This is a genomic window from Streptomyces vietnamensis, from assembly GCF_000830005.1.
Lineage (GTDB): Bacteria > Actinomycetota > Actinomycetes > Streptomycetales > Streptomycetaceae > Streptomyces > Streptomyces vietnamensis.
The window spans coordinates 6928554-6944603 of sequence record NZ_CP010407.1 but is presented as its reverse complement, the minus strand read 5'-3'; the positions used below and the strand labels follow the sequence as shown (position 1 = coordinate 6944603).

Genomic DNA, 16050 nt, shown 5'->3' with positions numbered 1-16050 from the left:
GATTGCGCCAGGTCGCCATCGCCCGGGGTGCATTGCCTGTCCGCAATTGGGAGGCGTCCTCGGCGAAGGTGGTGTCGCGGACGTGGCGCAGGGCCTCGATCTTCCAGTGGTCCCGGACCAGCTGTGCGAGCCGGGCGGGGGGCGGCCTGCTCGGCGGTCGGGCTGGTCACCGCGTAGACGGTGGTGATGGTGGTCTTGCCGGTCTTGCGGTCGGTGTGGCGGCGCTTGATCTGGACGGCCTGGCAGGCTCCGGGAAAGAGCAGGTTGTTCACGGTGGCGACCTTGATTCGGTGGATCTCCGCGCGGCCATGGTCGCTGCCGCACGTGCGGCTCTGGAGCGGGATGCCCTTCCAGGGAGGGGACTTCAGCTGCTTGCGCAGTTTCTTCTGATTGCCCTTGACGATCGCAATGTAGTGGGCTCGGCGGCCCAGCAGGTAGCCGGCGTGCTCGCGCTGGGGATGCAGTGCGTCGCTGGAGACGACCGTCCCAACTGGGTCGGCGACGGTGTCCAGCAGCGGCTGGGAGCAGGTGGTCTCGCCGGTTTTCTCGCCGACGTCGAGCTGGGCCAGGACCAGGCCGGTGTTGTGCTCCACCGCCGCAAGAAGGTGGATCTTCCGTCCCCTCGCCCTGGCCGCGCCGCGCAGGGACTTGCCGTCCACGGACAGTCAGCGCAGCCCGGAGCCGGCGGCGCACCGTCGTCTCAGCCGGCACCAGCCGCCTGGGCAGCACCGGATCAGGGCGCACACCGAGCCGTTCCAGCACCTGGGGCGGCGCGTCCGCGATCCACTCGCCGACCGCCAGCAGCGAAGTCGCCCCCGCCAGCACCGCGCACGCGGCCAGGGCCAGGACAACGGCGAACGCGTGCCGCACACCGCGAGGGTCCCGTGGGTCCGGCCCCTCGGCCAGCCGTTCCAGCAGGCCCGCCACCTCCCCGGGCCCGACGCCGGGATGTTCGCGGAGCTGGTCAAGGGCAGGCGGAATCGGCAATGATGCGTCGACAGGCACAACCTTCCAGGCAGGTCACGGGGCGTAGAGAACTCCATGATCTTGGAAATCCGTGCCTGCCCTGTCTCCGGGACGCCCACCAGTCAACGAACCGTCACAAACCGGACCAGGGTTGACTACGCCGAAGCCCTGACGCCATGGACGAGTGGCGAGCGTCGGTCGTGAGCTCTGTGGTTGGCCTGGCTGGGCTGATCGTGTGACGCACTGGAGTAAGTGCGGAGCGCCGCTCTACTCGTAGATGGTGGCTGCGTGAAGAGCTCGGGCCATGAAGGTCCAGTCTCCATCGGGTGGAATCTGCTCTCCGGCGTAGTGGTACACACCTGGGGAGTCGTGGACCCATGCGGCAAGCGCTTCGAGGAAGTCGTCCAGGGTGTTGTTCTCCCACTCATGCCCGTGGGAACGGAACTCTTTATGCAGGTCACGTAGGAAAGTGACAAGCTCTTCACAGCTGCGCGGTTCGAGAGGCATGGTGACAACGTATCTAGTGTGATCGAACGGGATCCAGGTCGTCACAAGATCAGTAACAGAGTCGAACTACGAGGTCATCTTCAGGGCGAGTGCACCACGTGAGAGGTGACGTTGCTGCTGCGCATGCCATCGACCGAAGCGGACAGCGCCAGAGCCATTGGCCATTCACTGGCCTTGGCTGCGAACGGTGTGCACCGATGGTGCGCAGCAAGTACAGGTCAGACCGAGGGTGAGCCATAGGATCTGCGTCGGCAGGCTCACGAGAGGTTGGCTACGCACAGACAGTTGCTGAAGCCGTTCGCGATCACAGCTCAGCAGTGGTTTCACCGCAGAACTCTTCCTACCCTTCGCCGAGCGAGTCGGGCAGAGCACGCCACCGTTCGAGCGGGATACCTTCTCGCGTCGGGGTCTTCTCGACGACGGCGATATCAACTCCCGCCCATGCGAGGACGATGGCCTTTCCTTCGCAGCGCCGCCTTGTTCCTATGTCGCTGATGGACACGCCCTGGGCGCAAAGCTGCTGGCGGTACCCTTCCTCCATGGCGGCCCACACATTCGCGATGATCGTCTTCACCTTGAACCGGGCCATGGTCGATCATTCATCCATGCCACCGTAGTTGGCCTCGTCCATGATCTCTCTCCTTCCGTTGAGGGATTCGCCCTGATTCTCAGTAGCCTTTACACCCCTCCCCCTGGGGCACTACGTGCACCCCCAGAGGGAGGGTGCGTCTGGGGTTAACCTGAGGTGCACTGAGGGTGCGTCAGGGGTGCATTGCAGGTCAGATGGGGTGCGTCTCGGGGTGCGCCGTGTGCGGGAACGAAGATGCAGACGAGGGTACGCCGCACCCTCCGGCGCACCCTCGTCTCGATCTTCATTCCGAGGCCTCCTGGTCGGTCCCGGAGGTCTGCTCGGCCTCGGCAAGGGCCCTAGCGCCCAGCTCAGTGATCGCGAAACGACTGGTCGTCCCGATCTTCGCGACGCACCCAAGCCTGCCCAGCCGTACCATCGCTTTCTCGGCAACCGACCTGGCCTTGTCCGTGTCCCTGCCGATGGTCGTCCCCGAGGCGCCGAGCGCTGCGTACTCGGCCAGGGCCCGCAGGTACGTGAGCTGGGCTTCGCTCAGCTTCGGCACCGGCTTTGGACAGCCCTCATCCCTGGGCGATGCCGGGAAGAGGGCCACATGGGGCTGCACCTCGGAGAAGTCGATGACCAGGTCACCGCGCCACTGCGGCCGGTCACCGGGAGCGGCTTCGCGCCGGACGCTCGCGTGCCGGTCCTTCTCCACTCGCAGCCGCAGCACGCCACGCCGGCCCGTGCCGACCGGCTGCACGGGCTCGGCCAGATACGAGACGCCGGTGAGGCCCGCTTTCTTGTGCTGGCTGCCGATGGCGCGGTTCCCGCCGTGCGGCACGTGATCGACGACGACGACGCACTTGCCCGCGTGGGCGAGGTCCTTGGTGACCTTGCCATGCCATGCAGCCACGTCCTTTTCCAGGCGGCCGTCCAGCCCCTCTAGCGTCATCCCCTCGGTCACGCCATCAAAGATCACGGTGTCGGCGCCCTCAGCCGACTTCATGAATATGATCTTTTCCGCTTCGGTCATCGGCCCGTTCGGCCGGTGGTAGCGGAACTGGTTCTGCAGCAGCAAGGTCTCGGACACGCCCAGCAGCCTGAGGCGCCGGTACACCGACCCCTCGTCATCTTCGTAGTCCACGTACGCAACGACATGCCCGGCCACGAGCTCCTGGGCGGTCACATACAGCGTCAGCCAGCTCTTGCCGGACTCGGACTCGCCGTGCACGCCGTTGACGCATCCGGCGTAGAACACGCCGTGGGAGGGCTCCCCCTGGAACCGCCCGGCTTCAGGCTCACGGGGTGTCCTGGCGGCCTCCAGGGCCTCGGCGGGGTCGATCTGGCCCCACGACGGGACGCAGCCCTGGGTATGCCAGCGGCGCCTCGCCTCGTCCAGGATGTCAAGCCGCTCGATCTCGTGCCGAATGGCGCTCTCACGGGAAGCTGCCTGGTCCTCCCTCTCACTCTCGCGCCGCTGGATGACCAGCTTCATGAACGTCTGGTACTGGCTGCCGTCGCGAAACTGGGCCTGGGCCCACTCCTGACGCTTCTCGGTATCAGCCATCCGGGCGCAGTGATCGACACAGGCGAAGTAGACGCCGGGGGTGAGGCCGCCGTAGTCGCCGACACCGGAGCCGGCGCTGTCACCGTGGAAGACGGAAGCTGGCTGGCTGAAGATAGGCGCACGCACCTCACTTCCTGCGGTGGCCATCAGTCCTCCCCGCCCTTCGGGCCGGAGAAAAGAACATTGGCTTCCGCCCTTTCCGCCATCACCGGCCGCAGGGAGTCCGCAGCGCCCGAGACAACCCCAATGAGCACGGAGCAACTCTCCTCATGATTCACATGGAGGTGCGTGACCCTGCCCTCTTCTCGGATGCTATTGACCTGGCCAGCACAGTGTCCGCACTCGTACGCGGTAGCCGTTTCCAGTGCCGCCGTCCACGAGTTCTCTTCGACCATTTCCGTATACTCCTCAGATGTCGTCGCGGATCATGTGCGCCTCTTCCCAGGCGAGCACGTCGTCGAGGCGGTAGAAAACACGCTTACCAAGGCGCATACGCCGAGGTCCGCTCCGCTGGTAGTTCCACGCGTGGATGGTGGCGATACTGACCCCATACCGTTCGGCGAGATCAGCAATACTGAGTCGCTGCCTTTCGTCGTTGTGCATTCCGAGGCGTTCCTCTCGCGTTGCTGCTGTTCGTGGACTAAGGACAGCACAGCGGGTGGTTACTGAAACCCAAACACCACATGCCGTAAGCGGCATACGAGGGGGTAGCAGATTACACGCAAGGGGCACGCACAGGGGTGACGAATTACCGAGAAGCGACTTTGCGCGCCTGATGAAGGGGCAGCAAGAGGTGGGCCGCCACCCTGAGAGGGCAACCATGCAACTCGTTGACAACGTGGAACTTGTCGATGATGAGCACCTGATTCTCGTCGTCGATGTTGATGATGACGACATCGACGACGCAATCGGTGTTGTTCTTGTAGAGGTAGACGTCGCCCGCGATTCCATCCTCGTGCAGGCGGCATTGCGCGACGAGCAGACCTTCAAGAGTGCGCTCGCCAGCCTTGTCGTGGGTGACCAGTCGGTCACGTTGTCGCACTCGGGCATTGTGCGCCGTCGAAGGTGCACGAGACGACGTCGCGCCAGCGCCCGTCGCGGGTGAAGGTGATCTTCGATGTTCACGTTGTGCTCGTCGAGGGTCTTCTTGTTGTCGACCTTGCCCCTGCTCCCGAGCCTGAACTCGTCGACGTTGAAGTTAAGCCACAACACCCGAAATCCGCCCATACATGGGCGCATGTCACACTTGACAGAGCCACACTGTGCCCGCATCGAGGGAGCAGCAGAGTGAGCAGAGCAGTACAGATAGCCGACCGGTGGCACCGCCGGACCCCAGCCGCCGACGGCGACAAGCCATGCAAGTGCGGTACCCGGGACTACCCGTACACGGCGGCCGATCATGGGACCGAGCTCCGCTGGGCGGTCCGCTGGAGGGACCCCCAGGGGAAACAACGGAAGAAGCTGTTCAAGCGGAAACCGGACGCCCAGCGCTACGCAGCAGAGCTCAAGACTTCTATGGATGACGGGAGTTACATCAACCCGGTCACTCGGCAGACGACGTTCCGGGAGGTCGCCGAGAAGTGGCAGGCCGCCAACGGGGTGCAGCACCGGCCGTCGACCGTGGCCAACGTCGACCGGGCCCTGAAGCGTCACATCCTGCCGACGTTCGGAGACCGGGAGATCGGGGCCGTCCGCAAGACAGACGTTCAGGAGTGGGTGACCGAGCGGGCCGGCATTCTCGCCCCCTCCACTCTGGAGGTGGTGTACGGGACGCTCAGGGCCGTGTTCGCGTGGGTTGTCGGCGAATACATCCCGGTGAGCCCGTGCGACTCCAGGGGGCGGGCGGACCGTGTCCGGCTCCCGTCCAAGACGGCGAAGGAAGTCGTCCCGCTGTCGACCGCCCAGGTGTCCGCTCTGCTTGTTGCCGCACCCTCCAGGCACCGGGCCGCGATCCTGCTGACGGCCGCTTCAGGACTCCGGCAGGGCGAGCTGTTCGGCCTGGAGCCCCGGCACATCCGGGACGGGGAGATCGAAGTACGGCAGCAGGTGTCCGTGATCGACGGCAAGGGGGTCCACATTGCCCCCGTGAAGTCCTCCAGTAGCCGCCGGGTGGTGCCGGTGCCGACGGCCGTCACCGACGCTCTGAGCGCCCACCTGGAGGAGTTCCCAGCACGTTCCCAGATCATGACCGACACGACCGACGGCAACCGGCGGGAGCGCAATGTGCGGCTGGTCTTCACGACGGCATCAGGTGAGCCGGTGCAGCGCTCGCCGTGGTCTCGCACGTGGCGGAAGATGGTGATCGACGCAAACAAGATCCTTGCCGACCAGGGTGAGGAACAGATCCCGGCGGGGACCACGCTGCACACGCTCCGCCACACGTACGCCTCCCTGTTGATCAAGCACGGGGAGTCGGTCAAGGTCGTACAGAAGCGGCTCGGCCACTCGTCGGCGGCGATCACTCTCGACACGTACAGCCACCTATGGCCCGACTCGGCCAGTACCACGCGACTGGCCGTCGAGCAGGGGCTGAGCGGACTCCTGAGGGAGAGCACTCAAGATCAAGGCACCATCCAGGGCACAAGCCAAGGAGAATCCACCGGAACGGACAGGAACTGACGAGAGCGAAATTCCCGGTCACTCACAGTAGTAAGGGCAGGTGCATAGCCATGGATCTACCGGTCATGCCCCCTGTCCTGCCCATGCTCGCCAAGCCCGTGAAGCGGATCCCGCCCGGCATGCAGTATGAGGTGAAGTGGGACGGCTTCCGCGCGATCGTGCACCGGGACGGGCCGGAGCTCGTCATCGGCAGCCGTACGGGCAGGCCGCTCACCCGCTACTTCCCCGAGCTGGTCGAGGCGCTCGCGGCCCGGCTGCCGGAGCGCTGCGTCGTCGACGGGGAGATCGTCGTCGAGCACGACGGGCGGCTCGACTTCGACCGGCTCGCCGAGCGGATCCATCCGGCCGACTCCCGGGTGCGGCTGCTCGCCGAGACCACCCCGGCCCGGTTCGTCGCCTTCGACCTGCTCGCCCTCGGGGACGACTCGCTGCTCGACACCCCGCTGAGCGAGCGCCGGGCGGCCCTGGAGCGGGTCCTCGACGGGGTCGACGCGCCCGTCCACCTGGCGTCGGCGACCCGGGACCCCGAGCTCGCGGCGCGCTGGTTCGAGCAGTACGAGGGCGCCGGGCTCGACGGGGTGATAGCCAAGCCGCTCGACCTGCCGTACCGGCCGGACGCCCGCCTCATGTACAAGATCAAGCACGAGCGGACGGCCGATGTCGTCGTGGCCGGATACCGCTTCCACAAGAGCGGCCCCGTGGTCGGCTCGCTGCTGCTCGGCCTGTACGACGACGAGGGCGTCCTCCAGCACGTCGGCGTGTGCGCGGCCTTCACCGCGGCCCGCCGCGCCGAGCTCGTCGAGGAGCTGGAACCGCTCCGGACGGACCCGTCGGACGGGCACCCCTGGGCGGCGTGGGCGGACGAGGCCGCGCACGAGGAGGCCAGGCTGCCGGGCGCGCCGAGCCGCTGGGCGGGCAGGAGGGACCTGTCGTGGGTGGCGCTGCGGCCGGAGCGGGTCTGCGAGGTCGGCTACGACCACATGGAGGGGGACCGCTTCCGCCACACCGCGCAGTTCAAGCGGTGGCGCCCGGACCGGACGCCGGAGTCCTGCGGCTACGGGCAGCTGGACGAGCCCGTCTCGTACGACCTGGCCGAGATCCTCGCGTAAGCACGGGATCCGCCCGGCCGGAAGCCGCCGGACGGCAACGTGATATGCCACACATTCGACGGCCGGGCGGCCCGCCGCCGACCCCGCTTTCCCGGTAGTGCGTTCGACGAACTTTCGAGCGATGCGCATGATCCACGCGCGGGGCGGTGGCGGGCACCCGCCCCGTACCTGCGGGAACGCATCCGGCCACGGTCGGCACCGGCGCGCGGTCCGCTCCCCCGGGGCCCGTGCGCGCCTCCGCCGGTGATCTCCGCCGTTGCCCGTCCGCGACATCACCGTGCCGGAACCCGTACCGCGATCCGGTACGTATGGAGAGGAGACCCTTCCGTACCCTCCCCGGACCGACTAGGACTGACCCGTGATCACCTCGCCCGAGCGCCTCGTTCCCGTCCCGATCCCCGACAGCGTGGCCGCGATGATCGGCGCCTGCCTGCCGCTCCACGTCCTCCAGGCCGAGGTCGACGCGGACTGCGCGGCGCGCGAGGTGTACCGCTTCCGGGGGCCGCTCTGTGCGGAGGACCGGGCGGACCGCGAGCACGCCCTCGCCGCCCTCGCGCGGGCGAACAAGATCCTCGCCAAGCACCACCCCAAGCTGCCCGTCACCCCCTGACGGGGTACGCCCGTCCGGCCGTCCCCCACATGCGCGGGGGCGGCGGCGGTGTGACGCTGCGATCGTGACCACGACCAGCGACGCAGCGCCCGCGCCCTCGGCCGCCGCCACCGAGCCACCCGTGCTCGACAGCCGCCGCCGCAACATCGTCTTCGGCACGATCATGCTGGGCGTCCTCCTCGCCGCCCTCGACCAGACGATCGTCGGCACCGCCCTGCCCACGATCGTCTCGGACCTGGGCGGCGCCGCCCACATGTCGTGGGTGGTCACCTCGTACCTGCTCGCCGAGACGGTCGCGACCGTCCTCGTCGGCAAGTTCGGCGACCTCTTCGGCCGCAAGGTGATCTTCCAGATCTCCGCGATCGTCTTCATCACCGGCTCGTTCCTCTGCGGACTCGCCACCAACATGACGCTGCTCATCGTCTGGCGCGGTCTCCAGGGCATCGGCGCCGGCGGCCTCATGGTCACCTCGATGGCGCTCATCGCCGATGTGATCCCGCTGCGCGAACGCGGCAAGTACCAGGGCGCGATCGGCGCCGTGTTCGGCGTCTCGACCGTCATCGGACCGCTCCTCGGCGGTCTGTTCACCGACCACGCGAGCTGGCGCTGGGCGTTCTACGTGAACGTGCCGATCGCGATCCTGGTCGTGATCGCCGCCGCCCGCTCGATCCCCTCGGTGCGCTCGGCGAGCCGGCCGGTCATCGACTACCTCGGCATCGCGCTGGTCGCGATCGGCTCCAGCGCCCTGATCCTGGCGACCAGTTGGGGCGGCAACGAGTACGCCTGGAGCTCCGGCGTCATCATCGGCCTCTTCGCGGGCGGCCTCGTCGCCCTGGCCCTGTTCTGCTGGGTCGAGACCCGGGCGGCCGAACCCATGCTGCCCATGCGGCTGTTCCGCAACCCGGTCTTCACCGTCTGCTCGGTGCTCAGTTTCGTCGTCGGCTTCGCCATGCTCGGCGCGATGACCTTCCTGCCGACGTATCTGCAGTACGTCGACGGGGAGTCGGCGACCATGTCGGGCATCCGCACGCTGCCCATGGTCATCGGCCTGCTCATCGCGTCCATCTTCAGCGGCAACTACGTCAGCAAGACCGGCCGCTACCGGATCTTCCCGATCGTCGGCTGTTTCGTGATGGGCGTCGGCCTCTTCCTGCTCTCCCTCATGGGGCCGGACACCGGCACCGGTCTCGAGTCGCTCTACATGTTCGTCCTCGGCGTCGGCATCGGCCTGTGCATGCAGGTCCTGACGATCGCCGTGCAGAACACCGTCGACTACGCCGACCTCGGCACCGCCACCTCCGGCGTCACCTTCTTCCGCACCCTCGGCAGCTCCTTCGGCACGGCCGTCTTCGGCACGATCTACACCAACTCCCTCAAGCCCAACCTCACCTCGGGCATCGTCGAGGCCGGGACCATCGCCAGGAGCCTCGGCGTGAACCCGGCCGTGATCCCGCAGGCCGCGCAGAGCCCCGCAGGACTGCACAGGCTCCCGGACCGGATCGCGGAGCCGATCGTCCAGGCGTACGCGGACACCCTGCAGACCGTCTTCCTCTGGACGGTGCCGGTCGCGGCCGTCGGCTTCGTCGTCGCCCTCTTCCTCAAGCAGGTGAAGCTGCGCGACTCGGCCCGCTCCGCCGCCCCCGACATGGGCGAGGGCTTCGGCTCCCCCACCATGTCCGGCGACTCGGAGAAGCTCCTCGAACTGGCCGTCGGCCGGATCCTGAGCCGTACCGACTACGACACGGCCAAGGCGATCGTCGCCGCGTCCGACACCCGGCTCGACACGGCGGGGGCCTGGGCGGTGATGCAGGTCGAACTCTTCACGCGGACCGTCGGGCACGCGAGCCTCGGCCTGATCTCCGCCGGCCGGCGGGTGCCGCCCGAGGTGCTGCTGCCGGTCTTCGACCGGATGGTCGACGAGGGCTATCTCACCCGTGACGGCAACCTGCTCTCGCACACGGCGGCGGGCAAGCGCGAGGCGGAGGTCATCACCCGCGCCTGGGGCGACTGGCTGGCCGACCGGGTCGAGCAGGAGCGCGGCCGGCCCAGCGGGCCCGAGCTGCGGGTGGCGACGGACGCCATCGCCAAGAAGATCGTCGCCGAGGACCTCGCGGCCGGACTCCCGAGGGGACGGGTGCCGGCGGGCGTGGGCACGCGCTGAAACCCTCAGTCGAGGAAGTCGCCGTCCACGTACACCCACGCGCCCTCGTGGCGGGCGAAGCGGCTCCGCTCGTGCAGGGCGCCGGCCTCGCCGCCGTGGACGTAGCGGGCCGTGAAGGTGACGGTGCCGTGCTGGTGGAAGGCGGTGCCCTCGCCGGTCTCCTCGATCTCCAGGCCGGCCCAGCGCATCCCGGGGTCGAAGTCGACCTCGCCCGGTCGCGTCTCCGGCGCCCAGGTCCGCAGCAGGTACGCCTCGTCGCGGACGACGAAGGCGCTGTAGCGGGAGCGCATGAGGAGCTCGGCGGTGGGCGCCGTGCCGCCGGCGCCCGAGTGGAACCGGCCGCAGCACGCGCCGTACGTGGCGTCGAGCCCGCAGGGGCAGGGCGAGGTCGCGGTCACGGCGGGCGCGGGGGCCGCGGCGGCCCGGGAGGTGCGGGGGCGGGTCTTGCGTCGGGACATGACGCCATTGTCCCCCACCCCTCGCGGGAGGCGGACGCCCGGCATGCGGACGCCGGCGTGGACGGCGGCCCGGAATCCCCCTGCTCAGAGGGCGCGTCCGAGTAGCGTACGAGCATGAAACTGACGATTCTCGGAGGCGGCGGGTTCCGGGTGCCGCTGGTGTACGGAGCCCTCCTCGGCGACCGCGCCGGGGGGCGGGTCACCCGCGTCACCCTGTACGACCTCGACGAGGGGCGGCTCTCGGCCATCGCGCGGGTCCTCGCGGACCAGGCGGAGGGGGTGCCGGACGCGCCGGTCGTGACGGCGACGACGGACCTGGACGAGGCGCTGCGCGGGGCGGACTTCGTGTTCTCCGCGATCCGGGTCGGCGGTCTGGAAGGCCGCGCGGCCGACGAGCGGATCGCGCTCGCCGAGGGCGTGCTCGGCCAGGAGACGGTGGGCGCGGGCGGCATCGCGTACGGGCTGCGGACCGTGCCCGTCGCCGTACGCATCGCCCGGAGGATCGCCGAACTCGCCCCCGACGCCTGGGTCATCAACTTCACCAACCCGGCCGGACTGGTCACGGAGGCCATGTCGCGGGTGCTCGGCGACCGGGTCGTCGGCATCTGCGACTCGCCCGTGGGCCTCGGCCGCCGGGTCGCCCGCATCCTCGGCGCGAACCCGGACGAGGCCTGGATCGACTACGTGGGCCTCAACCACCTGGGCTGGCTGCGGGGGCTGCGGGTCGGCGGACAGGACGTGCTGCCGCGGCTGCTCGCCGACGAGGAGAAGCTCGGCTCCTTCGAGGAGGGCCGGCTCTTCGGCCCGGAGTGGCTGCGCTCGCTCGGCGCGATCCCCAACGAGTACCTGCACTACTACTACTTCAACCGGGAGGCGGTCCACGCCTACCGGACGGCCGAGCGGACGCGCGGGGCGTATCTGCGCGACCAGCAGGGCGCCTTCTACGAGGAGATGAGCAAGCCCGACACCCCCGCTCTCGCCGCCTGGCACCGTACGCTCGCCGACCGCGAGGCCACCTACATGGCCGCCAACCGGGAGGCCGCCGGGATCGGGGACCGCGACGAGGAGGACCTGGAGTCGGGCGGCTACGAGAAGGTGGCGCTCGCCCTCATGCGGGCGATCGCCCGGGACGAGCGGACGACCCTGATCCTCAACGTGCGCAACGGTTCGACGCTCTCCGTGCTCGACGCGGACGCGGTGATCGAGGTGCCGTGCCTCGTGGACGCGAACGGCGCGCACCCGGTGTCCGTGGCCCCGCTGCCGTACCACGCCGTCGGTCTGGTGACCGCCGTGAAGGCGGTGGAGCGGGAGGTCCTCGCGGCGGTGGAGAGCGGCTCGCGGGCGACGGCCGTCAAGGCCTTCGCGCTGCATCCGCTGGTGGACTCGGTGGCCGTGGCCCGCCGTCTCGTGGAGGGCTACACGGCCGAGCACCCGGGCCTGGCCTGGCTGCGAAGCTGAGATGTCCGAACGACGAACGGACGGCTGACGAACATCTTTACGGGGCCGGGGGCGCGGCCTAGGCTCGCGCCCCATGACCTCACAGCGCAAGGGAGTTCGGCGTGCCGTGGCCCGGCTCGCCGCGGCCTGTCTGCTGGCCGCCGGCCTGGTGGGAACCACGCAGGCGGCGGCCGGGACACCCACGTCCGGCGAGGGGCCGGCCGTCGTCCCCGTGCAGACCACCGGGCCCGCCGACCGGCGGTTCAACCTGGTGTTCATGGGCGACGGCTACACCGCAGCGGAGATGCCGGCCTTCCGGGCGGACCTCGAACGGCACCTGAACACCCTGTGGAGCATCGAGCCCTTCGCCTCGTACCGCTCGTACATCAACGTGTGGGCGGTGGAGGTCCCCTCGGCCGAGTCCGGCGTGGACTGCGACCCGGGCCTCACCGCGCCCGCCCGTGACACGGCGCTCGACATGGGCTTCTGGGGCGGCTGCAATCCGGCGGGTGTGCAGCGGCTGCTCACCGTCGACAGCCGGAAGGCCGCCGCGCTCGCCGACCTCGTCCCCGGCACGAGCCGCCCCAACCGCCAGATCGTCGCCCTCGCCCACAGCTCCACCTACGGCGGCGCGGGCGGAAGTTACGCCACGGCCTCCGGCGGCAACGCGCTCTCCTCGCTCATCACCCCGCACGAGATAGGGCATTCGCTCGGCGGCCTCCAGGACGAGTACGACTACTACGCGCGCGGGGTGCCGGGCGAGGCCTACGAGGGACCCGAGCCCTCCTCCGTCCACCACACGCTCCTGACGGAACGCCAGATGCGGGAGCAGCAGGCCAAGTGGTGGCGCTGGCTCGGCGAGACCAGCGAGTCCGGCGGGGTCATCGGCCGCCACGAGGGCGGCATGTACAGCACGAAGGGCGTCTGGCGCCCGAGCCGCCACTCCCTGATGAAGACCCTCGGTTACGCCTTCGACCAGGTGGAGCGCGAGGTGATGGTCCGGGCGATCTCGGCCAAGGTGAACCTGGTCCAGGACCACACCCCGGACACCGCGCCGATCGGGGCGGACCGCAGCGTGTGGGTGGACACCCTGCACCCGGTGGGCGGCGCGCTCTCCGTGACCTGGAAGCTGGACGGGCGGACCCTCGACACCGAGGGCGCCCGCACGGTCGACCTGCGGAGACTGCGGGTCTCCCCCGGCACGCACACCCTGACGGCGACGGTCACCGACCCGACGCCCTTCGTCCGCGACCCGGCGGTCCGCGCCTCGGCGGCGCTCACCCGGACCGTCAGCTGGACGGTGGACCCCTCGCTGACCACGGTACGGAGCCCGGAGGCCCCCGGCTTCACCGGGCACACCCCGACCGGGTCCCCCGTCGGCGCCCGCAGCGTCGTCCACGCGGACACCACCCACGCGGTGGACGGCACCCCGGCCGTGCGCTGGCGCCTGGACGGACGGCCCGTCACGACGTACGGCCGCAACGACCGTGACCTGGACCTCCGTACGCTGGAGATCCCGCCGGGAAGCCACACCCTCACGGCCCGACTCGCGGGCACGGACGAGGAGTTGAGCTGGACGGTGGACGCCCGCCCGGCCACGGTCGCGTACGAGCTGTCCGAGCCGCTGCGCACGGTCCGGCGCCCCGGGCGTCCGGTGGAGTACGTCTACGACGGCGCGTTCACGATGAGGCTGACCGCGCGGGACGACCAGGAGGGCGCCGTGGTGAGCCAGTTCCGGGTCGACGGCGACGGCTGGTACACGTACTACGGCTGGCCGACGGACGCCGGCGCGCCGTTCCGCTTCTCGCCGAGCGGCACGGTGATCGACGACCTCGTGTACGGGAAGCTGGGCCGGAGCCGGGCGGTGCCGTGGGACGACGCGACCCCGGACTACGGCACGCACACCGTCGAGTACCGCGCGATCGACGCGGCCGGCAACGTCGGCCGGGCACGGAGCTTCCTGGTGACGCTGGTGGAGCCGTAAAACGGAAGCAGCCTGCCGGCGGGCCGGCAGGCTGCTTCCGTACGGATCGGGTCAGGGCTTGCGGGCCACCGCGGCCCACCCCGGGATGGGGTCGTCGCCCTGGACCGGGACGGGCTCGCCCAGCTCCGGGTGCCATTCGGCGGTGAGCGAGACCCCGGGCTCGACGAACTCGAGGCCGTCGAAGAACGCGGCCAGCTCGTCGCGCGAGCGGGGCCGCAGGGTCAGCCCGCGCGCCTTGTACATGGCAGCCGCCTTCGCCGCGCCCTCGGGGTCGAAGTCCCCGGTGACGTGGGAGAGGACGAGGTAGCTGCCCGGCGCGAGCTTGTCGACGATCTTGGAGACCAGTTCGTACGCGCCGTCCTCGTCCCCCACGAAGTGCAGCAGGGCGAGCATCGACAGCGCGATGGGCTGGTCGAAATCAAGGACCTTTCCGGCCCTTTCGAGGATGATCTCGGGCTCGCGGGCGTCCGCCTGGATGTACTCGGTGGCCCCTTCCGGGGTCGAGCGCAGCAGGGCGGCCGCGTGCGCGAGCACGATCGGGTCGTTGTCGCAGTAGACGATGCGGGACTCCGGCGCGGCCTCCTGCGCGATCTGGTGCAGGTTGGGCTCGGTCGGGATGCCCGTGCCGACGTCCAGGTACTGCCGGACGCCGTGGGCGCTGAGCCAGCGGATGGCGCGGTGCATGAAGGCCCGGTTGACGCGGGCCATGTCCCGGCCACGGGCGTCGACGGTGAGCAGCTGACGTGCCATCGCCTCGTCGACCGGGTAGTTGTCCTTGCCGCCCAGGAACCAGTCGTACATGCGCGCCGGATGAGGCTTGCTGGTGTCGATCCGTACGGATGCGGGGTCCTGGGTCATCGGCTCTCCTGGTCGGGTTGAACGGGTGGCGCTACAACAAGAGTTACGCGATGGTAGGGGTGGGACGGAAGGTTCAGGTGAGCAGGAAATCAGCCTGACCGGATTTGGCGCCCTGGATGAAAGCGGCGATCTCCCCGTGGGTGTAGATGAGCGCTGGTCCTTCAGGGTCTGCGGACTGTCGCACGGCGACTCTGCCGTCGGCCAGCTTCATGGCCTCCACGCAGTTGCCCCCGTTCCCGCCGCTCCAGGGCTTGTGCCAACCCTCGGCACCGAGCTCTGCGGCGGGCATGCCGTTGTATATGCGATCCATTCACAGCTCCTTGCGGAGATTCCGGAGAATCTCCTTCGTGCGTTGTGCAGTCGCGGCCTGCGCCGCCATGCGGTCCATGACCTCCAGGTGGGATGCCACCTCGGGACGCGCGTCGAGATAGACGGCGCCGGTCAGGTACTCGCTGTAGACCATGTCCGGGAGTTCGGGCATGGCGAAGCGGAAGAGGACGAACGGCCCGTAGGTGCCGGGATGGTGGCCGGACGCGAACTCCGCGATCTGCAGGGTGACGTTCGGCAGCTCGGACGCTTCGAGCAGCCGGTCGAGCTGGTCGCGCATCACTTCGGGCCCGTCACCGACCGGTCGGCGGAACACCGTCTCGTCCATGATCACCCAGAACTTCGGGGCGTCTTCCCTGGTCAGCAGGGACTGACGCTCCATCCGCAGGGCTACATGGCGCTCGGCGTCCTCGTCTCTGCCGGCATCGCTGCCGCCACCGACCGCCCCGCTGCGCAGAATGGCGCGGGCGTACTCCTCGGTCTGGAGCAGACCGGGGACGAACTGGGGTTCATAGGCCCGGATGAGGCTGGCCGCCCCCTCCAGGCTGACGTACATGGAGAACCAGCCGGGCAGAACGTCGTGGAACCGCTGCCACCAGCCGGGGAGGTTGGCCTCCTCCGCGAGGGCGACGAAGCCCGCCGCCTCGGAGTCCGTGATCCCGTACTCCTTCAACAGGAGCTGCACGTACGGGATCTTCAGCGCGACCTCGGCGGTCTCCATCCGCCGGACGGTGGCCGGGGCCACCCGCAGGATCTTCGCCGCCTCTTCCCGCTTCATGCCGGCCCGCTCGCGCAGGTCCTGCAGACGCTTTCCGAGGACGACCTGTCCCACCGTGGGGGCGGACCGCGGCTCGCTCACTCTCAGACCTCCCCGAC

The 16050-nt window shown here is 69.2% G+C and carries 14 protein-coding genes and 3 pseudogenes; 6 read left to right on the top strand and 11 right to left on the bottom strand.

The window, feature by feature from the left end; all coding sequences use genetic code 11:
- Nucleotides 1-206: 206 nt before the first annotated feature.
- The 7 genes and pseudogenes from SVTN_RS46665 to SVTN_RS43345 form a co-directional block, all read right to left on the bottom strand.
- Nucleotides 207-659: pseudogene (locus tag SVTN_RS46665) on the bottom strand (ISAs1 family transposase); the annotation flags it as partial.
- A gap of 76 nt (nucleotides 660-735) precedes the next feature.
- A pseudogene (locus tag SVTN_RS45750) lies at nucleotides 736-870 on the bottom strand (ISAs1 family transposase); the annotation flags it as partial.
- Between the two features lie 363 nt (nucleotides 871-1233).
- Nucleotides 1234-1473 carry a DUF7660 family protein gene (locus SVTN_RS31195; RefSeq protein WP_041134420.1) on the bottom strand — a complete coding sequence of 80 codons (240 nt, stop codon included), beginning with the start codon at nucleotides 1471-1473 and terminating at the stop codon, nucleotides 1234-1236.
- Nucleotides 1474-1813: 340 nt separating this feature from the next.
- Nucleotides 1814-2062, bottom strand: coding sequence for a hypothetical protein (locus SVTN_RS31190; RefSeq protein ID WP_041132094.1), 249 nt, complete (start codon nucleotides 2060-2062; stop codon nucleotides 1814-1816).
- Between the two features lie 283 nt (nucleotides 2063-2345).
- Nucleotides 2346-3758 carry an AAA family ATPase gene (locus SVTN_RS31185; protein ID WP_041132093.1) on the bottom strand — a complete coding sequence of 471 codons (1413 nt, stop codon included), beginning with the start codon at nucleotides 3756-3758 and terminating at the stop codon, nucleotides 2346-2348.
- Between the two features lie 261 nt (nucleotides 3759-4019).
- Nucleotides 4020-4214, bottom strand: coding sequence for a helix-turn-helix transcriptional regulator (locus SVTN_RS31175; RefSeq protein WP_041132091.1), 195 nt, complete (start codon nucleotides 4212-4214; stop codon nucleotides 4020-4022).
- Nucleotides 4215-4518: 304 nt separating this feature from the next.
- A pseudogene (locus SVTN_RS43345) lies at nucleotides 4519-4658 on the bottom strand (proteasome accessory factor PafA2 family protein); the annotation flags it as partial.
- Nucleotides 4659-4676: 18 nt separating this feature from the next.
- On the opposite strand from SVTN_RS43345, the gene SVTN_RS31165 reads away from it, so the two are divergent.
- The 4 genes from SVTN_RS31165 to SVTN_RS31150 all read left to right on the top strand — a co-directional run bounded on the left by SVTN_RS31165 (nucleotide 4677) and on the right by SVTN_RS31150 (nucleotide 10110).
- Entirely contained in the window at nucleotides 4677-6230 is a 1554-nt protein-coding gene (locus SVTN_RS31165; protein WP_245727690.1) for a tyrosine-type recombinase/integrase, read from the top strand.
- Between the two features lie 50 nt (nucleotides 6231-6280).
- Nucleotides 6281-7339 (top strand): ATP-dependent DNA ligase, encoded by a 1059-nt coding sequence (locus SVTN_RS31160; protein ID WP_041132089.1) that lies wholly within the window; start codon nucleotides 6281-6283, stop codon nucleotides 7337-7339.
- Between the two features lie 415 nt (nucleotides 7340-7754).
- On the top strand, nucleotides 7755-7949 hold the full coding sequence (locus SVTN_RS31155; RefSeq protein WP_052499750.1) for a hypothetical protein: 195 nt from the start codon (nucleotides 7755-7757) through the stop codon (nucleotides 7947-7949).
- Between the two features lie 64 nt (nucleotides 7950-8013).
- Nucleotides 8014-10110: an MDR family MFS transporter gene (locus SVTN_RS31150; protein ID WP_041132087.1), complete on the top strand. Its 2097-nt coding sequence runs from the start codon at nucleotides 8014-8016 to the stop codon at nucleotides 10108-10110.
- A 5-nt stretch (nucleotides 10111-10115) separates the two neighbouring features.
- Here the strand turns inward: SVTN_RS31150 and SVTN_RS31145 are convergent, their stop codons facing one another.
- Entirely contained in the window at nucleotides 10116-10568 is a 453-nt protein-coding gene (locus SVTN_RS31145) for a YchJ family protein (protein ID WP_041132086.1), read from the bottom strand.
- 114 nt (nucleotides 10569-10682) lie between these two features.
- On the opposite strand from SVTN_RS31145, the gene SVTN_RS31140 reads away from it, so the two are divergent.
- Complete coding sequence (locus tag SVTN_RS31140; RefSeq protein WP_041132085.1) at nucleotides 10683-12026, top strand: 6-phospho-beta-glucosidase; 1344 nt, start codon at nucleotides 10683-10685, stop codon at nucleotides 12024-12026.
- A 73-nt stretch (nucleotides 12027-12099) separates the two neighbouring features.
- Entirely contained in the window at nucleotides 12100-13989 is a 1890-nt protein-coding gene (locus SVTN_RS31135) for a M64 family metallopeptidase (RefSeq protein ID WP_052499391.1), read from the top strand.
- 51 nt (nucleotides 13990-14040) lie between these two features.
- On the opposite strand, the gene SVTN_RS31130 is transcribed toward SVTN_RS31135, so the two are convergent.
- The 3 genes from SVTN_RS31130 to SVTN_RS31120 form a co-directional block, all read right to left on the bottom strand.
- Nucleotides 14041-14847: an SAM-dependent methyltransferase gene (locus SVTN_RS31130; protein WP_041132083.1), complete on the bottom strand. Its 807-nt coding sequence runs from the start codon at nucleotides 14845-14847 to the stop codon at nucleotides 14041-14043.
- Between the two features lie 73 nt (nucleotides 14848-14920).
- Nucleotides 14921-15157 (bottom strand): DUF397 domain-containing protein, encoded by a 237-nt coding sequence (locus tag SVTN_RS31125; protein ID WP_015037566.1) that lies wholly within the window; start codon nucleotides 15155-15157, stop codon nucleotides 14921-14923.
- The gene (locus SVTN_RS31120; RefSeq protein WP_041132082.1) at nucleotides 15158-16033 is read right to left on the bottom strand and encodes a helix-turn-helix domain-containing protein; all 876 of its coding nucleotides are present in this window, start codon (nucleotides 16031-16033) and stop codon (nucleotides 15158-15160) included.
- Nucleotides 16034-16050: the final 17 nt, after the last annotated feature.

Coding starts and splice junctions, on each gene's coding strand:
- SVTN_RS31195 (WP_041134420.1), bottom strand. CDS start 1,473: ATGCCTCTCGAACCGCGCAGCTGTGAAGAGCTTGTCACTTTCCTACGT.
- SVTN_RS31135 (WP_052499391.1), top strand. CDS start 12,100: ATGACCTCACAGCGCAAGGGAGTTCGGCGTGCCGTGGCCCGGCTCGCC.
- SVTN_RS31175 (WP_041132091.1), bottom strand. CDS start 4,214: ATGCACAACGACGAAAGGCAGCGACTCAGTATTGCTGATCTCGCCGAA.
- SVTN_RS31190 (WP_041132094.1), bottom strand. CDS start 2,062: ATGGCCCGGTTCAAGGTGAAGACGATCATCGCGAATGTGTGGGCCGCC.
- SVTN_RS31155 (WP_052499750.1), top strand. CDS start 7,755: ATGATCGGCGCCTGCCTGCCGCTCCACGTCCTCCAGGCCGAGGTCGAC.
- SVTN_RS31130 (WP_041132083.1), bottom strand. CDS start 14,847: ATGACCCAGGACCCCGCATCCGTACGGATCGACACCAGCAAGCCTCAT.
- SVTN_RS31185 (WP_041132093.1), bottom strand. CDS start 3,758: ATGGCCACCGCAGGAAGTGAGGTGCGTGCGCCTATCTTCAGCCAGCCA.
- SVTN_RS31140 (WP_041132085.1), top strand. CDS start 10,683: ATGAAACTGACGATTCTCGGAGGCGGCGGGTTCCGGGTGCCGCTGGTG.
- SVTN_RS31145 (WP_041132086.1), bottom strand. CDS start 10,568: ATGTCCCGACGCAAGACCCGCCCCCGCACCTCCCGGGCCGCCGCGGCC.
- SVTN_RS31125 (WP_015037566.1), bottom strand. CDS start 15,157: ATGGATCGCATATACAACGGCATGCCCGCCGCAGAGCTCGGTGCCGAG.
- SVTN_RS31160 (WP_041132089.1), top strand. CDS start 6,281: ATGGATCTACCGGTCATGCCCCCTGTCCTGCCCATGCTCGCCAAGCCC.